This window comes from Microcystis sp. LE19-195.1E, from assembly GCF_027532095.1.
GTDB lineage: Bacteria > Cyanobacteriota > Cyanobacteriia > Cyanobacteriales > Microcystaceae > Microcystis > Microcystis aeruginosa.
The window spans coordinates 1-19,073 of record NZ_JAPZSZ010000189.1 but is presented as its reverse complement, the minus strand read 5'-3'; the positions used below and the strand labels follow the sequence as shown (position 1 = coordinate 19,073).

The window sequence follows — 19,073 nt, the reverse complement described above, 5'->3', positions numbered from 1 at the left end:
CTAAAAATGTTGACTCAACCTTCTAAACTCGCAGAGCGTTCGTTACGGTATCTGCTATCCCTAGAGTTGAAGGTGGGTGAAGTGGTCAACCCTAAGTTGTCAAAACAATCCCAAAGTCGGAACGAAGAAAAACGATGATTAGGTCAAGAGAAAAGTCGAAACTCAAGTAGGTTGGACGAGCAACGTAACCCCTAACATCGGGTAGGACGAAGCGTAATTGCTTCGAGGTAATCAGAACACAAGAAACCAAGTAGAGACCAGTGAGACTCATGATTAGTAATAGCTATAGAGAACTGTGGAAAAACATTCCGTGGAAGAAACTCCGTAGGAATCTATTCCGGCTACAATGTAGACTGTGGAAAGCGATGGGAGTAGGAGACAAGGCAAAAGCCAAAAATCTTCAAAAGCTAATCTTAAAATCTCGAAGTGCTAGATTACTGGCAATTCGTCAAGTAACTCAACTAAACGCTGGTAAGAAGACAGCAGGAATAGATGGGAAAGCATCACTTTCATTCCGAGAAAGGTGGGAATTAGAATCAGTCCTAGAAACCAAAGTCTGGAATTGGCAACATCAGGGACTGAGAAAAATTCCGATAGCCAAAAAGGATGGAACAACACGGATGCTCAAAATTCCTACCATCTCAGATAGAGCTTGGCAATGTCTTGTCAAATACGCCCTAGAACCTGCCCACGAAGCCACATTTCACGAAAGGAGCTACGGTTTTAGAACTGGACGTTCCGCTCACGATTGTCAAAAAATACTCTTCTTAAACTTAAGAAGTAGCAGCAACGGATTAAACAAAAGAATCCTAGAATTAGACATCGAGAAATGCTTCGATAGAATCAACCACAACACATTAAGGGAATTAATCATTGCTCCCCAAAGCATCAAAGCTGGATTGATGAGATGCTTAAAAGCAGGAGTTAACCCAGAATTTCCTGAACAAGGAACTCCCCAAGGAGGTGTCGTGAGTCCATTACTAGCAAACATCGCTCTCAACGGAATAGAGAATATTCACTACTCAGTCAGATATGCTGACGATTTGGTGTTCCTTCTTAAACCCCAAGATAAAGCGGAAGAGATTCTTGAAAAAGTCGCAAGTTTTCTAGCTACAAGAGGTCTAAACATTAAGCCATCGAAGACAAGGTTAGTAGCCTCGACAGAAGGATTTGATTTTTTAGGATGGCACTTTGTTGTGCAAGCCAACGGAAAATTTAGAAGTTATCCCTCAGAGGAAAACTTTAAAGCCTTTCGTCAGAAAGTTAAAGCCATCATCAATCACTCGAACTATGGGGCAAAGATTAAAGCCCAAAAATTAGCTCCAATAGTCAGAGGATGGAGAAACTACCACCGCTATTGTCAACTGAATGGCTCAAGATTCTCATTATGGCAACTTAATCATAGGACATATAAAGTGTTCTTAAAAGAAAAAAAGGTAAACCGCCAGATGGCTGCAAATTTAGTCAAAAAAGCGTTTCCACCTGTGCCATATTCAGAAAACAAGCACATCAACGTTAGAGGAGATTATTCGCCTTTTAACGGTGACTTAGTTTACTGGTCGAAGAGACAGTCCAAACTTTACGATGGAGCAACTTCTAGGTCTTTAATCCGACGGAACCATACCTGTGGATATTGTGGCTTGAAATTTATTGATGAGGAAAGAATACATCTGCACCACATCGATAGAAATCACGCTAATGGTCGAGCCAATAATCTTTTGGCAGTACACGAATCATGCCACGATTACATCCACAGGTGCAAAAGTGAAAGCTAAGATTATCGGGAGCCGAGTGCGGTGAAAGTCGCACGCTCGGCTCTAAGAGAGAGGTGCGGAGGATAATACCTCCCATCGACTCTACCTACCAAATTGTTTTTTTAACGATAATTATCTGATTTGCGATTATTTTGGACTTTAGTGCGATCAGGTTTTCTTCTTATGGTGTGATCGCTTTTTGGGATGTGAATTGCGATCGTTTTGGGGAGGAGCAATTTTGGGGGGATCAGGAGGAGTGATCGTTTTTTGATAATGGGGAGGGGCGATCGTTTTTGGAAGGAGCAATTTTTTTGGAGTAGCGATCGCTTTTTGGGAATGAGGAGAGGCGATCTCATATCGTATTTTTCTATTATCATAGTAAGATTAGGCAAATATATATTTGGAGTAACAATAACATGAAAATTAAAGCTCTAATCTGGCAAGAGGATGGTATTTGGTGCGGTTCCGTACCTGCATTGCCAGGTTGTCATACCTGGGGAGAAAGCTACGAACAATTATTAGAAATGTTGCAAGATGCGGTTCAAGGATGGCTTGAAGTTGCAAGTCAAGAAACAGAAATTGAAGCAGACAAAGAGCTAATCGAATTATCATTATGAAATCTATTTCTGGCAAAGCCCTTTGTAAAATTATTGAACGTTATGGTTGGCAGTTAAAACGCATTAGTAGTAGTCATCATATTTATACAAAACAGGGAATGAAAGTTATTTTATCCGTTCCTGTTCATGGCAATAAAGATTTGCCAATTGGTACTCTTAAGAGTATTTTGAAAGATGCTGGTCTGAACGAAGATGACTTGAGATAACAGCGATCACTATCACCTTGTTGATTAAACCTTAAAACTGCGATCTCTTTAGACCTCGACCTAATATTATCTTAAGACCAAAAGTCTTTCTAGTTAAGGAATATACCCGAATAAAAATTATTTTAATTGCCTCATATTTTTTCAGCAAACCCGAATTAGCAACGATAGATATACATTACCGTTATCGAACTACTTAGTTAGTACGCAAACCAAAAGCAAGCTGTGACTGGGTTATAATTTTTGGAGATGTCTTTTGAGTGTCATTAGTGTGATCGCTTTTCTTGTCATCAGTTCTAACTCCTGCTGATTTTGATATAATAGCCATAATTGTTTGACATCTTAAGAGAAAAAATCATGATTAGAGCGATTAAACAGAAAGGAATTGTTGGCAGAGAAGGAAAAATAGAGCTTTATTCTGCGGAACTAGAAGAAGGAACAGATGTGGATATTATTATTTTAGTATCTGATTCTGAATCCGATACAACTGAATATCTTCTTTCAACAGAAGCCAATCAGCGTGAATTATCCGAAGCTATTGACAGAATAGAAAATCAAGAAAACTTAGTGACAATTACCGTAAACGAATGGCATTAAAAATATAGTATTTGATCCAAAAGCTTTTAAACAATTCAATGAATGGGCTATAGAAGACAAAAAACTCTATAAAAAGTTGATTTAATTGACGACATATTGCGCCATCCTTTCTCTGGAATCGGCAAACCCGAACCCTTAAAACATCAACTCAAGGGTTATTGGTCAAGACGCATTAATGATGAACATCGCTTAGTTTATAAAATTACAGAAACAGAAATTATTATTATCAGTTGTAAATTTCATTATGACTAGGCTCAATGTAATCGCCGTTATCTTGTGGATTAAACTTTAAAATTGCCATTGCTTGGGATAGGAACGCCAAGGGCGATCGCTTTTTGGGGATGAGGAGGGGCGATGCCGAAGGCACTGCGTAGCAGATCGCTGATCTTGTCGTTTAGGTCGAGGTAACAAAACCCAACAAGCTTTGTTATAATATTTTTGTCATCAAGAAAGACTTCTAAAAATAGATTTATGCCAGAAATTACTCGATTTTATGGAATTATCATTAAACTCTTTTTTGCCGATCATCCACCTCCCCATTTTCATGCGATTTATGGAGAATATAACGCCCTATTTAATCTGGAAACCTTAGAAATCATTGAAGGAGACTTACCTAATAGAGCCACAAAAATGGTTGTAGAATGGGCAACAATCTATCAACCAGAATTATTGAAAATGTGGAACACTCAAGAATTTAATAAATTACCACCTTTGAAATAAAACAATGCTTTACCCCAAAATAACATCAGCCGAAATCATTGAAAATTATACTCTATTGGTGCATTTTTCTAATCATCAAGCTAGAAAATATAACTGTGAAAATCTACTAGAAAAAACGATGTTTTCTTCCCTTAAAAACTATGCTTTCTTTAAAAACTTTCAACTTGATCCATCAGGTAGCGGAATCATTTGGAATGATGAAGTTGATATAAGCGAGTATGAAATTTGGATCAATGGAATTGAACTATGATTGCCGATCTTGTAGTGCGATCGCTGTTATCCTGTTGATTAAACTTTAAAATTGTCATTGCTTGGGATAGGAATGCAGGGGGCGATCATTTTTGGAATGAGCAATTTTTTGGGCATGGCGATCGCTTTTGGGGCAGGGGTAAGAGCGATCGCATCTCTCCTAGGCTAGAACGCCGATTGCCAAGGATGGTCAGTCAGCCCTAGATAGTCAACAGCTTACCGGGAAAAGCTAGATTTTGTAACAAGATTTAGTATTACTTTGTGCTGTGTATAGAGAAGTTGCGAATTGTTAACCCTAGCTTTGCTAGGAACACAAAACATGATATTGTGACCCCAAGGCCGTGAAAAACGGCCAGGTTTTCAGTTTTTTTAAACATCAGGTCGCTACATTCTACAGCTATTTTCGCTCAAAAAAAAACGATTTTCTAGGCATTTCTATGACTTATCTTGTTGAACATCCTTCTACAACCTTTTATTCCTATACCGATACGGGGGTCGATCCCCTGAAAACCGCTCACGGAGTTTATATCACGGTTCACGGACATTTTTACCAACCACCGCGAGAAAATCCCTATCTAGACAGAATTGAACGGCAACCGAGCGCCCATCCCTTCCATAATTGGAATGAACGCATCCATCACGAGTGTTATCGTGCCAATGCTTTTGCGCGCATTTACAATGACCGGGGGGAAGTGATCAAAATAGTTAATAACTACGAATATCTCAGCTTTAACATCGGGGCCACCCTAATGTCATGGATGCAATCCCATGATCCCGAAGTTTACCAACGCATCCTGACAGCGGATCAAAAAAGTTGTCAACGCTTAAACGGTCATGGTAACGCCATCGCCCAAGTCTATAATCATATCATTCTGCCCCTAGCCAACAAACAGGACAAATACACCCAAATTCGCTGGGGAAAAGCCGATTTTCAGCATCGTTTCGGCCGGGATCCCGAAGGAATGTGGTTAGCGGAAACAGCCATTGATTTAGCCACAGTGACAGCTTTAATCGATGAAGGGATTAAATTCACCATTTTAGCCCCTTCCCAGGCCCTGCGCTGTCGTCCTTTCCCTAGCGACCAAGATCCCCATCCCCAATGGCACGCGGTGGCCGGAGGTCAAATCGATCCCACCCGTCCCTATCGCTGTTACATCCCCGATGGTCGTTATCTGGATATTTTCTTCTACGATGGTCCAATTTCTCGGGATATGGGCTTTAATGATGTCCTAGCCAGCAGTGATTTTCTCGTCGGTCGTCTGGGACAGGCAATTAAAGGGGATCATCGTCCCTCCCAGTTAATCAGCGTCGCTACCGATGGGGAAACCTTCGGCCACCACAAACAGGGGACAGAGAAGTGTCTTAGCTATGCTTTTACGGAATCTTTCCCTAAAAACGGCTGGACAGTCACCAATTTTGCCCATTATCTCAGTATTTGCCCCCCCACTTGGGAAGTGGAATTAAAACCCGTGACCGCTTGGAGTTGTGTCCATGGCGTAAATCGTTGGCAGGATGACTGTGGTTGCGGGGGAGGGGGAAATTACCAGCAAAAATGGCGTAAACCCCTGCGGGAGTCCCTAAATTGGCTCAGAGATGAGTTGATTAAGGTATATGAGATTCAAGGACAGGAATTTTTCCGCGATCCTTGGCAGACAAGGGATGACTACATTGCAGTTATTTTAGATCGCTCCCCAGACGCAATCGAACATTTCCTCGCTTTGCATCAAAGTCGCAACCTGAGTAAAAGCGAGAAAATCGATGCTTTGCGTTTATTAGAAATGCAAAGACAGGCTTTATTGATGTTTACCAGTTGTGGCTGGTTTTTTGAAGAAATTTCTCGACCTGAAGGTACGCAAATTTTGAGATATGCTGGCCGGGCCCTGGAATTAGCTGGAGAAGTAGCTGGAATTCAATTAGAAATGAATTTCCTCAGTCGTCTAGCTTTCGCCCCCAGTAACGTTAAGTTATATCAAGATGGGGCCGATGTCTATCGACAATTGGTCACTTCTGCGCGGGTCGATTTGGAACGGGTGGCGGCCCATTACGCTATTAGTTCCCTATTTACCAATTATCCCGGTCATCATCGGATTTATTGTTACAATACCCGTCAATTAGATTATCAAAAACAAGCGATCGGGTCTTTAACTTTAGCAGTGGGACAGGTGGAATTAACCTCAGAAATTACCCAAGAAAGTGAACATTTTGTCTTTGCTGTTCTACATTTAGGAGGTTGGGATTTTTACTGCTGCATTCAACCTTTTAACGGTCGGTTAATCTATACCAATCTTAAGGATCATCTCTTTGAATCTTTACAACAGGCCAGTGTCTCGACCATGATCGTAGAAATGGGGCGCGGATTGGGAGAAAACTTTTTTGCTTTACCCCATCTTTTTGCCGATGAAAGACACCGGATCATGCAGAAGGTGACAGCCGAAACTAAAAAACGTCTCGATCAATTATACACCCAAGTTTATCGGGATAATTACGGCATTTTAGCGGCTTTCCAACGGGATGAGATTCCCGTACCTCAAGAGTTACAGGTAGCGGCCGATATTGCCATTTCTCACCGTTGTTTACAGGTGATTAATGCCCTAGAAAAAGATTTTGAGCAGCGGCAAGCGACGGAAAATAATCTCGATCAATTATTGGCTATTGCTAAGGAAGCCAATCATTTACACTGTCAATTAAACATCCCCGAAGCGCGTCAAACCTTAGAAAGTCTGCTCTGGCAATCTCTTGGGAAATTATTGCACGATGGCGATCCTTTAACGGCGGAGGAGGATACTCGCCTAATCACCCGTTTAATTGAAGTTAGCCAACAATTAAAGCTAGGATTATCCCTCGATCGCTCTCAGGAATTATACTATTATTACTTCCATGATCGTCTAGTTCTTAATTCTTTGCGGTCCAATTCAATAGATGCTGCCTGTCCCTGGCCGATGACTCAATTAAAATGGTTATTACTATTAGGACAGGTGTTAAAAGTTGATGTGAGTATTTGGCTGTAAAATCAGTCAAAGGGTGGGCAATGCTCACCCTTTGATGATTAAGTGGGTTAGGCGATGATTGCCCTGGAACTCAGGTTAACCCAGAGACTAAACCCTTAGATTTATAATGGATCATAAGTCTCTCATCGAAGGTTTACATGACTATCACGCCGATTTATGCCGCCTCAGCCGGCACAGCAACCCAGTATCCCGATGCTTTTGGGCGTTTTGGACGCTACGGGGGCAAATACGTCCCAGAAACCCTGATGCCAGCCTTAAGTGAACTAGAAACGGCCTATAATCAGTGTAAGGACGACCCCGATTTTCAAGAAGAATTAAATCAACTGCTCAAGGATTACGTCGGTAGACCTAGTCCCTTATATTTTGCCGAACGTCTCACCGCCCATTATGCCAAAGCTGACGGTACTGGGGCGCAAATTTACCTGAAACGGGAAGATTTAAACCATACCGGGGCCCACAAGATTAATAACGCCCTCGGTCAGGTTTTATTAGCCAAACGCATGGGTAAAAAGCGAATTATCGCCGAAACCGGGGCAGGACAGCACGGCGTGGCCACCGCTACGGTTTGCGCTCGTTTTGGTCTAGAATGCGTGATTTATATGGGAATTCACGACATGGAACGCCAGGAACTCAATGTTTTCCGCATGAGACTGCTTGGGGCGACGGTGCAACCCGTGGCCGCCGGGACGGGAACCCTGAAAGATGCCACCTCGGAAGCGATTCGCGACTGGGTAACTAATGTCGAAACCACTCACTACATCCTTGGTTCTGTGGCAGGTCCCCATCCCTATCCGATGATGGTGCGCGATTTTCACGCGGTTATCGGTCAAGAAACTCGTCAGCAAAGTCTGGAAAAATGGGGCGGTTTACCGGATATTCTCCTTGCTTGTGTGGGGGGTGGTTCTAATGCTATGGGTTTATTTCATGAGTTTGTTAAAGAAGCTTCCGTGCGTTTAATTGGTGTTGAGGCCGCCGGGGAAAGTATCGCTTCCGGAAAACACGCCGCCACCCTTACCCAAGGTCAACCGGGGGTTCTACATGGAGCAATGAGTTATTTATTACAAGATAGCGAAGGTCAAGTTATCGAGGCCCACTCAATTAGTGCCGGTTTAGATTATCCCGGAGTCGGGCCAGAACATAGCTTTTTAAAAGATAGTGGTCGCGCCGAATATTACAGTGTCACTGACCGGGAAGCATTAGAAGCTTTTCAAAGAGTTTCCCGTTTAGAAGGGATTATTCCGGCCCTAGAAACTGCCCACGCTTTAGCCTATTTAGAAACTCTTTGCCCGCAAGTAACTGGTAGTCCTCGCATTGTTATTAATTTCTCTGGACGGGGTGATAAAGATGTGCAATCGGTGGCTAAATATTTATCGATGAATGGTTAACCTTTAGCCTTTTCAGTGAGCAGTTATCAGATTTGAGTATTAAGTGATCCCCCCCTGCCCCCCTTAATAAGGGGGGTGCTGATCTACTTATTAAATGGCGGTTTCTTGCTGTCTTTTTACCCTTGACCGATTATCATTTACTGAGCCATGAAAATGCTACCTACTCCCCGTCTCATCACTGATAACTGCTTACTGTTTACTAATAACTGGTAAATCAGAGGGATAAGCTATTGTGCATCTAAATTTGATATTCGTTTTCAACCGTTCCCTGTTCCGGACTAGCTGAATTTGATATCCTCTTGGGGTTTCTTGAGCGGTTTCCCAGCTGCCTTAACAGATTTACTCTGTTCTGGTCTTAGAGTCGCTCTAAGTGGCACTTTCTAGCATATATCGTGCAAATGCGCTAGTATTTAACAGTAAAGCCAACCTAGAACGACGGGGTTTCTGACCCAATTTTTCGATGAAAATTCTTCAGATTGTTCCTTCGATTTCCCTTGTTTATGGTGGCCCTAGTCAAATGGTACTCGGTTTGTCAGCGGCCTTGGCCCAACTAGGCCAAGAGGTGACTATTATTACCACCGATTCCAATGGTGACACGGGACAAGCACCCCTAGATGTGCCTTTAGGGGTCCCTGTTAGTCAAAATGGCTATCAAATCTATTATTTTCGCTGTTCTCCCTTTCGCCGCTATAAATTTTCCCTTGATCTGTTTACTTGGTTGGCTAATAGGGCAAAAGATTACGATATCGCCCATATTCATGCCTTATTCTCCCCAGTGAGCAGTATATCGGCTTTGATCGCTCGTTACCGTCAACTGCCCTATATTCTCCGTCCCCTAGGCACCCTCGATCCGGCAGATTTGCAAAAAAAACGGCAACTTAAACAAATATATGCCAATTTTCTGGAAAAACCCAATTTAGCGGCGGCGGCGGCAGTTCATTTTACCAGTCAGCAGGAGTGTCAAATCGCCGAAAGATTTAATATAAAAACTAAGGATATTGTCATCCCCCTAGGGGTAGATTTTTTTGACCCACAAGCTCTACCGGTAAACGGTTTTGATCTTCCCCAAAATAAACCGATCATCCTCTATATGTCCCGTCTTGACCCGAAAAAAGGTCTAGATTTATTGCTGCCCAGTTTAGAAAGTCTGTTAGCAAAGGGCCTAGATTTTCATTTTGTCTTAGCAGGAGGCAATCCCCAGGATCGGGAGTACGAAAATCGGATTAAAAATCAGATCGAGCGGTCAATCTTGGGCAAAAATACAACAATTACCGGATTTGTGACCGGAGAAGTAAAAAATAACCTCCTCGCTAGGGCCGATTTATTTGTTTTACCTTCCTACTATGAAAATTTTGGCATCGCAGTGGCAGAAGCTATGGCTGCCGGAATTCCCGTGGTTATCTCCGACCGGGTGGATCTATATCCTGCGGTAGCAGCAGCGGCTGCGGGATGGGTGACAGCTTGTCAGCTTGAGGATTTAACTAATACTTTGGCAACGGCTATCACTAATCCTGAAATTCGCCAACAACGAGGGAAAAATGCCAGGGATTTAGTCTTAAATCAATATAGCTGGTCAGCGATCGCTGACCAACTGTTAACCGTCTATGAAAATCTAGTCGGCGCTATCGATCGTCCCCTGCTCGATCGAAGTCACAGACGGATTAAGATTTAGGCCATCAGGATAACCAGCACTAAAAATGCCAGTAGGGTTAAACCTGATTGCAGAAAGACGGGAAGCGCAAAAGAATTCATAACAGTGGCTCACTTTTCTAGGGATGGCTCTATTTCCAATATACGCTTTCATCTCCGCTAATTCCTCATATTTCCGTCCGCAATGTCATCATCTCATCATTTATTCATCCCAGAGGGAAAATTTGAGGCAAATTGTACTGTATTTAGGGTCTGCTGAATAAATCTAAAAACCTTGTTGGATAAGACTTTTGGACTTTTTTCCCCTCAAAAAGTGCCAGCCATTGCGGGGATCGGGGGGAAATTTCCTGGACTTTTTCCCTGAAAATTAGGTAGTTGACCACCTGAAAATCGATAAAACCCCACACCCCACACCCCACACCCCACACCCTGCCACCACCGAAAAGCTTTTTCAGCAAACCCTATTTAAACTGGGTAGGGAGCATTTTAATACAAATGTACGGGACTCGGTAACTCCCCACCCTGTTCACTTAAGTTTCAGCGCCGTGATTATAATTAGGGAATGATAGAAATTCTTAGGCAATAGGATCACATCAGTGTTGATAAATCATCTTTTCTTCGGCGCTTTCCTACCCCTTGATACTCTCCTGTCCACCCAGGGGATTATGGTTATGCTTCTGGCCGCTTATGCTTTAGCCATGTGGATGTTTCTAACCAGCGCCCCAAAAGTTCATACAATCATGGTGACAGATTTGGAGACAGCCCGACAATTTTATGAAGGACTTTTAAATTTACCCACGGCCGATGTTCCCCTCCATTACTATTACAATTATGAGCAGACGATGGGCAATAATATGATTGACCCATTTTATATGTCTAGTAATCCGGCTGTGACTACTGCTCATACTTCTTTGGGAGATCAACCCCAGGGTTTATGGTATCAGTTAAAGAAAAATACCCAACTGCACATCGTTGCTGGAGCAACCGCGGGTTATAAGGATCGTCATCGTCACGTTTGTTTTGATCACGATTGTTTAGAACAAATTCTGATGCGGGTGGAATCACGACGCTTAAAGTATAAAGTTCGTCGCAATAAACCTTTAAATTTTTTGGTCAAAGATAATGCTGATCGCGTGATTGAAATGGCCGAAGTCTCAAATTAGTTAACAGTAATTAGATTGGGGGCAACCATAACGGTAAATAACTAAACTATGAATGCTCAACTGCTCACAATCGTTTTAATTTCTTTAGGGGTAGGTATTGGTTTGGCCATTCTACTCCTGATTTTAGTCAAGTTAAGACGCTGCCACCAACAGGTAAATAGTATTGTCGATCATCACTCTCTCATCGGTTTAATCGGAGTTGTTCAAATCCCCTTCGATAAAAATAGCAAGGGGAAAGTGCGAGTTAATGTCGGGGATAGTCTGATCGATATAGTAGCGATAACGGAAGGGGAAGAACAATTTAATGTCGGGGATCAAGCATTTATCCTCAATTTCCAGGATAATAAAGTTTTAGTCATTGCGGAAAAGTATATCAGAGGCGATTTGTAATTTCTTCTAGACCAAAGGGTAACTAACTATGAATAGTCAAAATAATTCCTATCTCATCCAAATCAATCCCAATCAATACGACAACAATAACAACAGTGCTGGTAATTTATTGTTGAATAGTGTTCCCATTGCTTTATTGATATTTCTGGGGATTGGTGCGATTTGGTTTATCAATTCTTTTTTGTGTATTTGCAAACCCAATGAAGTAGTCATCCTGAGTGGGATGAAACGCAAATCAAAAGATAGACAAGATGTAGGTTATCGAGTGATATCGGGGGGTCGGGCGATTCGTATTCCAATTTTAGAAACCGTTAAACGCATGGATGTCACCACAACCCCGATCAGAATTGAGATTAAAAATGCCTATTCTAAGGGCAATATTCCCCTGAATATAGTGGCAATTGCTAACGTGAAAGTTAGTTCTAAACCTGAAATAGTCGGCAATGCGATCGAACGTTTTTTAGATCGAGATCGAGAAGAAATTATTCGCGTAGCTAAAGAAACTTTAGAAGGAAACTTGCGGGGTGTAGTCGCAACAATGACCCCCGAACAAGTGAACGAAGATCGCCTAAAATTTGCCGAAAGTATTACCAGTAACGTCAGTAAAGACCTGTTTAAACTCGGTTTAGAAATTGATACTCTCAAAATTCAAAATGTCGCCGATGAAGTGGATTATCTTAACTCCCTCGGACGGGAAAGAATCGCTTTAGTCATGCGTGATGCTGAAATTGCTGAATCAAATGCACTCAATGAAGCTGAACAAATAGTCGCGGAATGTGAGGAACAGGCAACCGTAGCTAAAACCCGCGATCAAATTATCATTTTAGAGCAAGAAAACGAATTGAGAAAGTTAAAGGCAAAACTGGAACAACAGGCAAAATCGGAAGAAGAAATAACTATCGCCGCCGCTAAGGAAAAACGTGCTATAGTTGAAGAAAAATTGCAACAGGTCAGAGCAGAATTAGAAAGATTACGTCTCCAAGCAGATCAAGTTTTACCCGCAGAAGCGCAGCAGGAAGCCGAAACTTTCCGCGCTAGAGGAGAAGCGGCAATTTTTGAAGAAAATGCCAAAGCTGAAGCCTTGGTTAACGAATTATTCGCGGAAGTCTGGCAAAATACCGGCAGCGAAGCAGAGGCAATTTTCTTGATTCAACAGTTAGAAACTATCCTAGAAGAAGCGATCAAAATTCCTAAACGCTTACACCTCGAGCGAGTTAATATTGTTGATAATGGTGATGGGAAATCCCTCGCTACCCTGATTAAAGTCTATCCCGAAATCGTCAATCAATTCCTCGCCAGTGTCCATCAAACCCTCGGTATTGATGTGGTCGGAACTCTCACCAATAAAATTGAAAAATAGCAGTCAGAAAACCTACTAGCCTGATTTTATTGAGTACGGAAGTTATCGATTTATTCCTGCCAATAAATTGTCTTATATTCTGCTTCCTTGCTCCAGTATTGCAGGAATAATAAATGGCGGATAACCTGTTCTAAAAGACTGGCTACAGCATTTTTCTTTTCTTTGCCCAAATCCTCTAATTCCTCGATTAAATGTTCTAAGTCTAGCTGTTGAAATTGATGATTTCTGAGTAGGCTAATGGTTTCTCCTAGCCATTGAGAGTCATCAATCTCATAGAGTTGTTTTAATGCGTGAACACCTAGCATAATTGATTGTCTCCATCTTAGAGCAGTGCCATGGTGAGTAAATTTGTAGATAATAATCTTCTCGATTAACTCGATAACATTTCTTTGATTGTTAGGGTCAACAACCTGTTGGTGGGTTTGCTCAATCAAGGATTGAACTTGTTTTGGTGCTTTTTTGGCGCCGATGAGGATAAACTGGAGGATACTGATCCCAAGAGATGATAGATGGGATAACTTTAGATTAGTGCTTATTATTCTCCCCAACATCTATTCTTCCCTTCTTTTAATTTTCCTTGGTGATCTTCCACATTTCTTAAATAATTTGAACAATCACATCTCTCGATGAATGCTCAAAAAATGCCTCGTCTCTGTGGGCTAAAAATTCAGGCAATTACTCCCTATTCTCTCGCTTGGTCGCAACAGCGATCGCTGGTGGAGGCGAGAATTGCTAATCCTGACTTACCCGATGTGCTGCTGCTGCTGGAACATCCCCCCGTTTACACCCTCGGTACTGGTTCAGATATTAAGTTTATTAAATTTAATCTTGACAAAACCGACAAAGAAGTGTACCGAATCGAGCGAGGAGGCGAAGTCACCTATCACTGTCCGGGGCAGTTAGTGGGCTATCCGATCCTCAATTTGCGCTATTATCGGCAGGATTTACACTGGTATTTGCGACAATTGGAAGAAGTCATCCTGCAAACTATCGCTATTTATGGATTGTCGGGGGAAAGAATCGCGGGCCTGACGGGGGTATGGGTAGAAGGGTATAAAATAGCGGCGATCGGTATTAAAGTTAGTCATTGGATTACCTATCATGGTTTTGCCATCAATGTTTGTCCAGATTTAAGCGGTTTTGCCGAGATTATTCCCTGTGGGATTGCTAATAAACCCGTGGGCAGTTTACGGCAGTTTCTGCCTAATATTAGTCTTATGCAAGTACAGCAAGATTTATCGAGAGTTTTCGCCTCAGTTTTCGGTGTGGAATTATTTTCTCTTGACAAGGATTAACATGAGCGATCGCAAAGAACCAGAAAAACTCGCCGCAGAAAATAGGGCCGATAACCCCGAAAATAACGGTAAAACCAGTTTATCGCCCCCCGATGCCTCCGAATACGTCTCCTCTTTATCTTCGCGTAATCCCGTGCGTCAGCGCATCCTACTATTAAAAGATCTTCGACCGGGTAACGCGGGGTTACTACTGGCCCCCCTGATGGTGATGACCATCGGCCTGGTCTTTAGCTGGGACTGGTTAGGCTTTTCTGGGGCGATAGTAGCGATATTAATATCTTTACAGGTGATTTTGCCCTCTATTCGCCAGTGGATCGCCCATTATCTCACCCCCTCTGAACGTCAGACGGTTTTTGCCTTTATAGTTTTTATAGCCGCTCTGGCCGGATTAGGGAAATATTTAGGAGTTTACGAGCGCATATTGCGATGGTTAGAGAGTTTTAAATACGATGAGTTTGGTTCCTGGGCCGAGTGGGTGGGGGCCTTGGGACAGATTATGATCGCCGTGTTAGCCGTCTATGTGGCCTGGGAACAGTACGTTATTTCTAAGGATTTAACCATACAACAAAATCGCATTACCCAACAACAGACGATCGATTCCTATTTTCAAGGGATTTCCGATCTAGCCTTGGATGAGGAGGGATTTTTAGAAGATTGGCCCCAGGAAAGAGCGATCGCAGAAGGTCGCACCGCTTCCATCCTCAGCAGTGTCGATGCCTCTGGAAAAGCGAAAATACTGCGTTTTTTGAGTCAATCGCGGCTATTATCACCGATTAAACGCGATCGTTATCTAGGCAGACCGATTCTAGACGGGGAAGGGGGTTATGCGGAGGATCGAGAGTTCGGTACAAGAGTAGTACAATTGGGGGTAATGTTAGCGGGGTCCGACATTTCTGGGCAGGATTTGCGCTGGACGGATTTAAGCGAAGCGAATATGGTGCGGGCCGATTTAAGTTATAGCGATTTGGTGAAAGCAAATGTATCGCGGACAATTCTCTACGAAGCTAATTTAAGAGGGGCAGATATGAAAGGGATGCGTTTATTTTATGGTTCCCTAGAAAATGCTACCCCCCGCAGTCGCAGCGTTCCCCCCAATTATGACAGCGGAGAACACACGGGAGCAGTGGTAGAAAATGTCAATTTTACCGGGGTGAAAAACATGAGCGAGGAACAACGTCACTATTGTTGTCGTTGGTGTGGGGAAAAGTCCCGCGCAACCATTCCGGGGGGATGTGCTGATATTGCCAATCTTTTAGGTCGTTAACGGAGGCGATCGGCAGGGGGCAGTGTTATAATCAGTGGTATTCATGGTCAATAATTCCCACAAATTTATGAATCAAAAAGTCGTTATTCTTGCCACTGCCTCCGCTAGTTTATTAGCCCTAGCAGTTACCACTAACTCCGTACAAGCTGCCCCAGAGTCCTTTCATCCTAGTTTCAACACCGAGAACTTAGGTGACATGATTATCGGCAAGACAACCAGCGAAGAAAATCCGATTTTACGTCATCTTAATTGTAGTTGTGCCACCTGCACGCAATCCCTTAACTCCTCACTCAATTGATAATTTTCCACCCCAACGATCCTGGGGTATAAAAGTCCGCTCTAGATTAATTTTTGCCACGGGTTCTGTGAGGGTAAATTCTCCCGATTCGATTAGTGCTTTTAATTCTAAAGCGGCTTCCCGGGCCAAGGAAATACTGGCCAAAGGAGCAACCCTAACACTTTTTCCCTCGATCATAATCCGACCGCTTTTTAGTTTAGCGTAGGTGATTAAACCAAAGGTAGGACGGACTCGCCGGGGAATGGAAAAATCCACCACTGGAGCGACAATTTCCTCATCTTTTACCGCACAATGTCGGACGATTTCCTCGCTTAAAATTGGAATCGGTACTGCTACCCCTAACATTAAAGAAGCCCCATAATTTTTGAAATAACAACCCCGCACCCAGCGAGCATTCATTTGTTTAGCATCACCAATTAAGGCTAAGGTGGAAGCCGGTCCAATAGGAGTTCGATTTTGTAGGCGTTTTTGCAGGGGAAAATGTTGGGTTCCTTCCCAGGCAATATAACCGATTCCTCCTCCCAAAAAAAGGCGCGTACCGATGCCTATAGCCTCTAAATCGGGGTCATTTAACAGGGGAGAAATGGCTCCGGGGTTAGAATAAACCGCATTACCTAATCGCGGCTGTAGTGGTCCTAAATAAGTATATAAAGTCCGCTCTCCCCCATTGACTCCGACGATAAAATTCTGGTAGAGATTGCGAGGATTAAAAAGATAAAATTGATTGATAGTCTCCTTAGAAATAATCGTTTCAAAAGAAGTGCGAGGATAACAATCAGTGGCCTGGCCGACAGCGCGCAATTGAATCGATTTTCCAGCGATTAAATCCTCAATAATATGTCCGCCGCCCCTTTCGGGATTTTCTCCCTCTAAATTCTCATTTTTGGCCGCTAGATCACTAATAGCGCTGGCTCCTAAATATAAATCCACCGCCCCAAAACCAGCATAAGCAGGAATCCCATCTAACCAACATTGACGAATTTTTATCGGCGGATCCGTCTGACCTAAATTAATAATTGCCCCCGAAGATTCCATCGGTTCAAAAGTTCCCGTACAAACCACATCTACTTGGGAAAAAACCTCCTTAATTCCCATCTCGGTAACGCGGCCTTTTAATTCCTCTACTGTCCAGACTACAGCCGTTTTTTTAGCAATTTTGTCGTTGATTTCAGCGATTGTTCTCATAAGAAAAATTGACCAGATGGTGGTTAGGGAGCTTTTTGCTGTTGTCAGTAAACAGTAATCAGATTTGAGTTTTAAGTGAGTGGTATTAACTGAGCAGTATTAAATGGCCGTAACAGTGCTGTCTTTTCACTGATTACTGATTACTGATGACTGATCACTGTTATAAGATAAAAAAGGGAAAATTTACGATCGAAGCTTTTCTATGACAGTTACACCCGTTCCGGCCTCCTTTAATCCTGTTTCTGGTCTAGTTAACCGTATTCTCGGCATAAAACCGCTTTTTGACATCGCTCGCTATCAGGCGCGCAATATGATGATTAAAAGAGCCGAAAAACTAGGCGTACCTTGGCGGGAAAACGTCAAACAATGGCAGCAACGGGATTGGAGTTGGGAACTGCAAGCGGTAGAAAATCCCGATCTCGTCTATCCCGAATACTACGTTTGTTCTTTCCACGCTTACGAAAAGGGCAATTTAGACTGGTTGCCAGCCTTTGAGGTAGAATCTGCTGCCTATGCTGTCCATTCTACCATCTGGCCCGGGGCGGGGATGGACGGCGATCCGCGATTGCGGCGGGAATATCACCGGATATTAAAAGAGCAAATCAAGGCAGAAATTAACGATATTGTCGATTTAGGCTGTAGTGTCGGCATGAGCAGCTTCGCACTGCAAGATACTTATCCTCAAGCCAGGGTAACTGGGTTAGATCTCTCTCCCTACTATTTAGCCGTTGCCCAATACCAAGCTCAACAAAAACAAAAGACGATTCAATGGCAACACGCGGCTGCGGAAAAAACTCAATTACCCAGTCAGTCCTACGATCTGGTATCTTCGTTTTTAATGTTCCACGAACTACCCCAACAGGCTACTAGAGAAATTTTCGCCGAAGCGCGTCGTTTATTGCGATCGGGGGGTTATTTGACGCTGATGGATATGAATCCGCGCTCGGAAATTTATCGAAAAATGCCCCCTTATGTCCTAACCTTACTCAAGAGTACCGAACCCTATCTCGATCAATATTTTACTCTCGATATCGAACAGGCATTAGTTGAAGCGGGGTTTCAAGCACCGATCATTACCCCCACCAGTCCCCGACACCGGGCGATTGTTGCGCGGGTTTCCGAATCATAATTTTGAGGTAATCAATGAAGATAATTTTTCGTCAAAGTTGGACAAAGATATTAACTATTGTCCCTATCTTCCTGTTAATTTTTGCCAGCAAAACCCTCGCCCATCATCCCATGGCAGGGCAAACTCCCGATAATTTTTGGAACGGATTTTTATCGGGTTTAGCTCACCCAGTTATCGGTTTAGATCATTTAGCTTTTGTGGTGGCTAGTGGTTTAATTGCTGTGGGTATGGAACAGGGTTTATTAATTCCGATCGCTTTTGCGATTGCCACTTTAATCGGGACGGGTATTCATTTACAGGGAATAAATTTACTTTTTCCTGAAGGGATTGTTGCCCTTTCTGTGGTGATTTTTGGCGTGATTTTAACCCTGAAAAAAGGTTTACAAACTCATTCTAATCTCTATACGATCGCTCTGGCAACTCTGGCAATGATTGCGGGAATTTTCCACGGTTATGCCTACGGAGAATCAATTATCGGGGCGCGAGTTGCCGCTTTAGTTGCCTATTTAATCGGTTTTACCGTGATCCAATTAGCGATCGCATCTGGTGCTTTTTTCCTTGGCAGTGTCATTAAGGAAAAATTAGCCAAGCAAGCGACTCTAATTAGCAAGTTAATCGGATTAGCAATTATGGCGATCGGTACAACTTTTTTAGTGGGAATTAAGTAGGGTCTGCTGAAAAAGTTTGTTGGTGGGGGCAGGGTGTGGGGTGTGGGGTGTGGGGTGTAGGGTTTTACCGATTTTGAGGTAGTCAGTTACCTAATTTTCAGGGAAAAAGTACCTGAATTTTACCCCCGATCCCTCCAA

General features: G+C 42.9%; 19 protein-coding genes and 3 pseudogenes. 18 read left to right on the top strand and 4 right to left on the bottom strand.

Annotation, left to right across the window (positions count from 1 at the left end; translation table 11 throughout):
- Positions 1–269 precede the first annotated feature (269 nt).
- The 10 genes and pseudogenes from O9300_RS10860 (at position 270) to hpsP (ending at position 10,205) form a co-directional block, all read left to right on the top strand.
- On the top strand, positions 270–1,775 hold the full coding sequence (locus O9300_RS10860) for a reverse transcriptase domain-containing protein (RefSeq protein ID WP_287971649.1): 1,506 nt from the start codon (positions 270–272) through the stop codon (positions 1,773–1,775).
- Between the two features lie 395 nt (positions 1,776–2,170).
- Entirely contained in the window at positions 2,171–2,371 is a 201-nt protein-coding gene (locus O9300_RS10855; RefSeq protein WP_190722430.1) for a type II toxin-antitoxin system HicB family antitoxin, read from the top strand.
- Positions 2,368–2,577 carry a type II toxin-antitoxin system HicA family toxin gene (locus O9300_RS10850; protein ID WP_190722431.1) on the top strand — a complete coding sequence of 70 codons (210 nt, stop codon included), beginning with the start codon at positions 2,368–2,370 and terminating at the stop codon, positions 2,575–2,577. The genes O9300_RS10855 and O9300_RS10850 overlap by 4 nt, the downstream gene beginning before the upstream one ends.
- 354 nt (positions 2,578–2,931) lie before the next feature.
- Positions 2,932–3,171 (top strand): hypothetical protein, encoded by a 240-nt coding sequence (locus O9300_RS10845; protein WP_287971648.1) that lies wholly within the window; start codon positions 2,932–2,934, stop codon positions 3,169–3,171.
- A pseudogene (locus tag O9300_RS10840) lies at positions 3,167–3,423 on the top strand (Txe/YoeB family addiction module toxin). The gene O9300_RS10845 and the pseudogene O9300_RS10840 overlap by 5 nt, the downstream one beginning before the upstream one ends.
- A 219-nt stretch (positions 3,424–3,642) precedes the next feature.
- On the top strand, positions 3,643–3,891 hold the full coding sequence (locus tag O9300_RS10835) for a DUF4160 domain-containing protein (protein WP_190722434.1): 249 nt from the start codon (positions 3,643–3,645) through the stop codon (positions 3,889–3,891).
- A 4-nt stretch (positions 3,892–3,895) separates the two neighbouring features.
- Complete coding sequence (locus O9300_RS10830) at positions 3,896–4,141, top strand: DUF2442 domain-containing protein (protein WP_002784986.1); 246 nt, start codon at positions 3,896–3,898, stop codon at positions 4,139–4,141.
- Between the two features lie 436 nt (positions 4,142–4,577).
- Positions 4,578–7,148 (top strand): DUF3536 domain-containing protein, encoded by a 2,571-nt coding sequence (locus O9300_RS10825; protein WP_287971647.1) that lies wholly within the window; start codon positions 4,578–4,580, stop codon positions 7,146–7,148.
- 137 nt (positions 7,149–7,285) lie between these two features.
- The gene (gene trpB / locus O9300_RS10820) at positions 7,286–8,533 is read left to right on the top strand and encodes a tryptophan synthase subunit beta (protein ID WP_287971646.1); all 1,248 of its coding nucleotides are present in this window, start codon (positions 7,286–7,288) and stop codon (positions 8,531–8,533) included.
- Positions 8,534–8,993: 460 nt separating this feature from the next.
- Positions 8,994–10,205 (top strand): hormogonium polysaccharide biosynthesis glycosyltransferase HpsP, encoded by a 1,212-nt coding sequence (gene hpsP / locus O9300_RS10815; protein WP_287971644.1) that lies wholly within the window; start codon positions 8,994–8,996, stop codon positions 10,203–10,205.
- 223 nt (positions 10,206–10,428) lie between these two features.
- Here hpsP and O9300_RS19480 read toward each other — a convergent pair whose 3' ends face one another.
- Positions 10,429–10,611 carry a hypothetical protein gene (locus tag O9300_RS19480; protein WP_061432978.1) on the bottom strand — a complete coding sequence of 61 codons (183 nt, stop codon included), beginning with the start codon at positions 10,609–10,611 and terminating at the stop codon, positions 10,429–10,431.
- A gap of 168 nt (positions 10,612–10,779) precedes the next feature.
- On the opposite strand from O9300_RS19480, the gene O9300_RS10810 reads away from it, so the two are divergent.
- The 3 genes from O9300_RS10810 to O9300_RS10800 are packed head-to-tail and all read left to right on the top strand — an operon-like array spanning position 10,780 to position 13,096.
- Positions 10,780–11,346, top strand: coding sequence for a hypothetical protein (locus tag O9300_RS10810; protein WP_012265092.1), 567 nt, complete (start codon positions 10,780–10,782; stop codon positions 11,344–11,346).
- Positions 11,347–11,394: 48 nt separating this feature from the next.
- On the top strand, positions 11,395–11,736 hold the full coding sequence (locus O9300_RS10805; protein ID WP_147072225.1) for a hypothetical protein: 342 nt from the start codon (positions 11,395–11,397) through the stop codon (positions 11,734–11,736).
- Positions 11,737–11,764: 28 nt separating this feature from the next.
- Positions 11,765–13,096 (top strand): flotillin family protein, encoded by a 1,332-nt coding sequence (locus tag O9300_RS10800; RefSeq protein WP_287971642.1) that lies wholly within the window; start codon positions 11,765–11,767, stop codon positions 13,094–13,096.
- 53 nt (positions 13,097–13,149) lie between these two features.
- Here O9300_RS10800 and O9300_RS10795 read toward each other — a convergent pair.
- Together O9300_RS10795 and O9300_RS10790 are read right to left on the bottom strand one after the other, a co-directional pair.
- Positions 13,150–13,401: pseudogene (locus tag O9300_RS10795) on the bottom strand (DUF29 domain-containing protein); the annotation flags it as partial.
- 45 nt (positions 13,402–13,446) lie between these two features.
- Positions 13,447–13,647, bottom strand: a pseudogene (locus O9300_RS10790) (DUF2887 domain-containing protein); the annotation flags it as partial.
- Between the two features lie 75 nt (positions 13,648–13,722).
- On the opposite strand from O9300_RS10790, the gene lipB reads away from it, so the two are divergent.
- The 3 genes from lipB to O9300_RS10775 all read left to right on the top strand — a co-directional run bounded on the left by lipB (position 13,723) and on the right by O9300_RS10775 (position 15,953).
- Complete coding sequence (gene lipB, locus O9300_RS10785; protein ID WP_079208926.1) at positions 13,723–14,391, top strand: lipoyl(octanoyl) transferase LipB; 669 nt, start codon at positions 13,723–13,725, stop codon at positions 14,389–14,391.
- Between the two features lies 1 nt (position 14,392).
- Positions 14,393–15,655, top strand: coding sequence for a pentapeptide repeat-containing protein (locus tag O9300_RS10780; RefSeq protein ID WP_287971641.1), 1,263 nt, complete (start codon positions 14,393–14,395; stop codon positions 15,653–15,655).
- A 67-nt stretch (positions 15,656–15,722) separates the two neighbouring features.
- A complete protein-coding gene (locus O9300_RS10775; RefSeq protein WP_044034630.1) occupies positions 15,723–15,953 on the top strand; it encodes a hypothetical protein in 231 nt (76 codons plus the stop codon).
- Here O9300_RS10775 and O9300_RS10770 read toward each other — a convergent pair.
- Entirely contained in the window at positions 15,942–17,138 is a 1,197-nt protein-coding gene (locus O9300_RS10770) for a homocysteine biosynthesis protein (protein ID WP_287971640.1), read from the bottom strand. The two genes, O9300_RS10775 and O9300_RS10770, sit on opposite strands and share 12 nt — an antisense overlap.
- Before the next feature lie 202 nt (positions 17,139–17,340).
- Between O9300_RS10770 and O9300_RS10765 the strand changes: the two genes are divergently transcribed.
- Positions 17,341–18,267, top strand: a complete 927-nt coding sequence (locus tag O9300_RS10765; RefSeq protein WP_287733044.1) for a class I SAM-dependent methyltransferase — start codon at positions 17,341–17,343, stop codon at positions 18,265–18,267.
- A gap of 14 nt (positions 18,268–18,281) precedes the next feature.
- Complete coding sequence (locus O9300_RS10760) at positions 18,282–18,935, top strand: HupE/UreJ family protein (protein WP_287971638.1); 654 nt, start codon at positions 18,282–18,284, stop codon at positions 18,933–18,935.
- The last annotated feature ends 138 nt before the right edge of the window (positions 18,936–19,073 follow it).

Coding starts and splice junctions, on each gene's coding strand:
- O9300_RS10860 (WP_287971649.1), top strand. CDS start 270: ATGATTAGTAATAGCTATAGAGAACTGTGGAAAAACATTCCGTGGAAG.
- O9300_RS10855 (WP_190722430.1), top strand. CDS start 2,171: ATGAAAATTAAAGCTCTAATCTGGCAAGAGGATGGTATTTGGTGCGGT.
- O9300_RS10850 (WP_190722431.1), top strand. CDS start 2,368: ATGAAATCTATTTCTGGCAAAGCCCTTTGTAAAATTATTGAACGTTAT.
- O9300_RS10845 (WP_287971648.1), top strand. CDS start 2,932: ATGATTAGAGCGATTAAACAGAAAGGAATTGTTGGCAGAGAAGGAAAA.
- O9300_RS10835 (WP_190722434.1), top strand. CDS start 3,643: ATGCCAGAAATTACTCGATTTTATGGAATTATCATTAAACTCTTTTTT.
- O9300_RS10830 (WP_002784986.1), top strand. CDS start 3,896: ATGCTTTACCCCAAAATAACATCAGCCGAAATCATTGAAAATTATACT.
- O9300_RS10825 (WP_287971647.1), top strand. CDS start 4,578: ATGACTTATCTTGTTGAACATCCTTCTACAACCTTTTATTCCTATACC.
- trpB (WP_287971646.1), top strand. CDS start 7,286: ATGACTATCACGCCGATTTATGCCGCCTCAGCCGGCACAGCAACCCAG.
- hpsP (WP_287971644.1), top strand. CDS start 8,994: ATGAAAATTCTTCAGATTGTTCCTTCGATTTCCCTTGTTTATGGTGGC.
- O9300_RS10805 (WP_147072225.1), top strand. CDS start 11,395: ATGAATGCTCAACTGCTCACAATCGTTTTAATTTCTTTAGGGGTAGGT.
- O9300_RS10800 (WP_287971642.1), top strand. CDS start 11,765: ATGAATAGTCAAAATAATTCCTATCTCATCCAAATCAATCCCAATCAA.
- lipB (WP_079208926.1), top strand. CDS start 13,723: ATGAATGCTCAAAAAATGCCTCGTCTCTGTGGGCTAAAAATTCAGGCA.
- O9300_RS10780 (WP_287971641.1), top strand. CDS start 14,393: ATGAGCGATCGCAAAGAACCAGAAAAACTCGCCGCAGAAAATAGGGCC.
- O9300_RS10775 (WP_044034630.1), top strand. CDS start 15,723: ATGAATCAAAAAGTCGTTATTCTTGCCACTGCCTCCGCTAGTTTATTA.
- O9300_RS10770 (WP_287971640.1), bottom strand. CDS start 17,138: ATGAGAACAATCGCTGAAATCAACGACAAAATTGCTAAAAAAACGGCT.
- O9300_RS10765 (WP_287733044.1), top strand. CDS start 17,341: ATGACAGTTACACCCGTTCCGGCCTCCTTTAATCCTGTTTCTGGTCTA.
- O9300_RS10760 (WP_287971638.1), top strand. CDS start 18,282: ATGAAGATAATTTTTCGTCAAAGTTGGACAAAGATATTAACTATTGTC.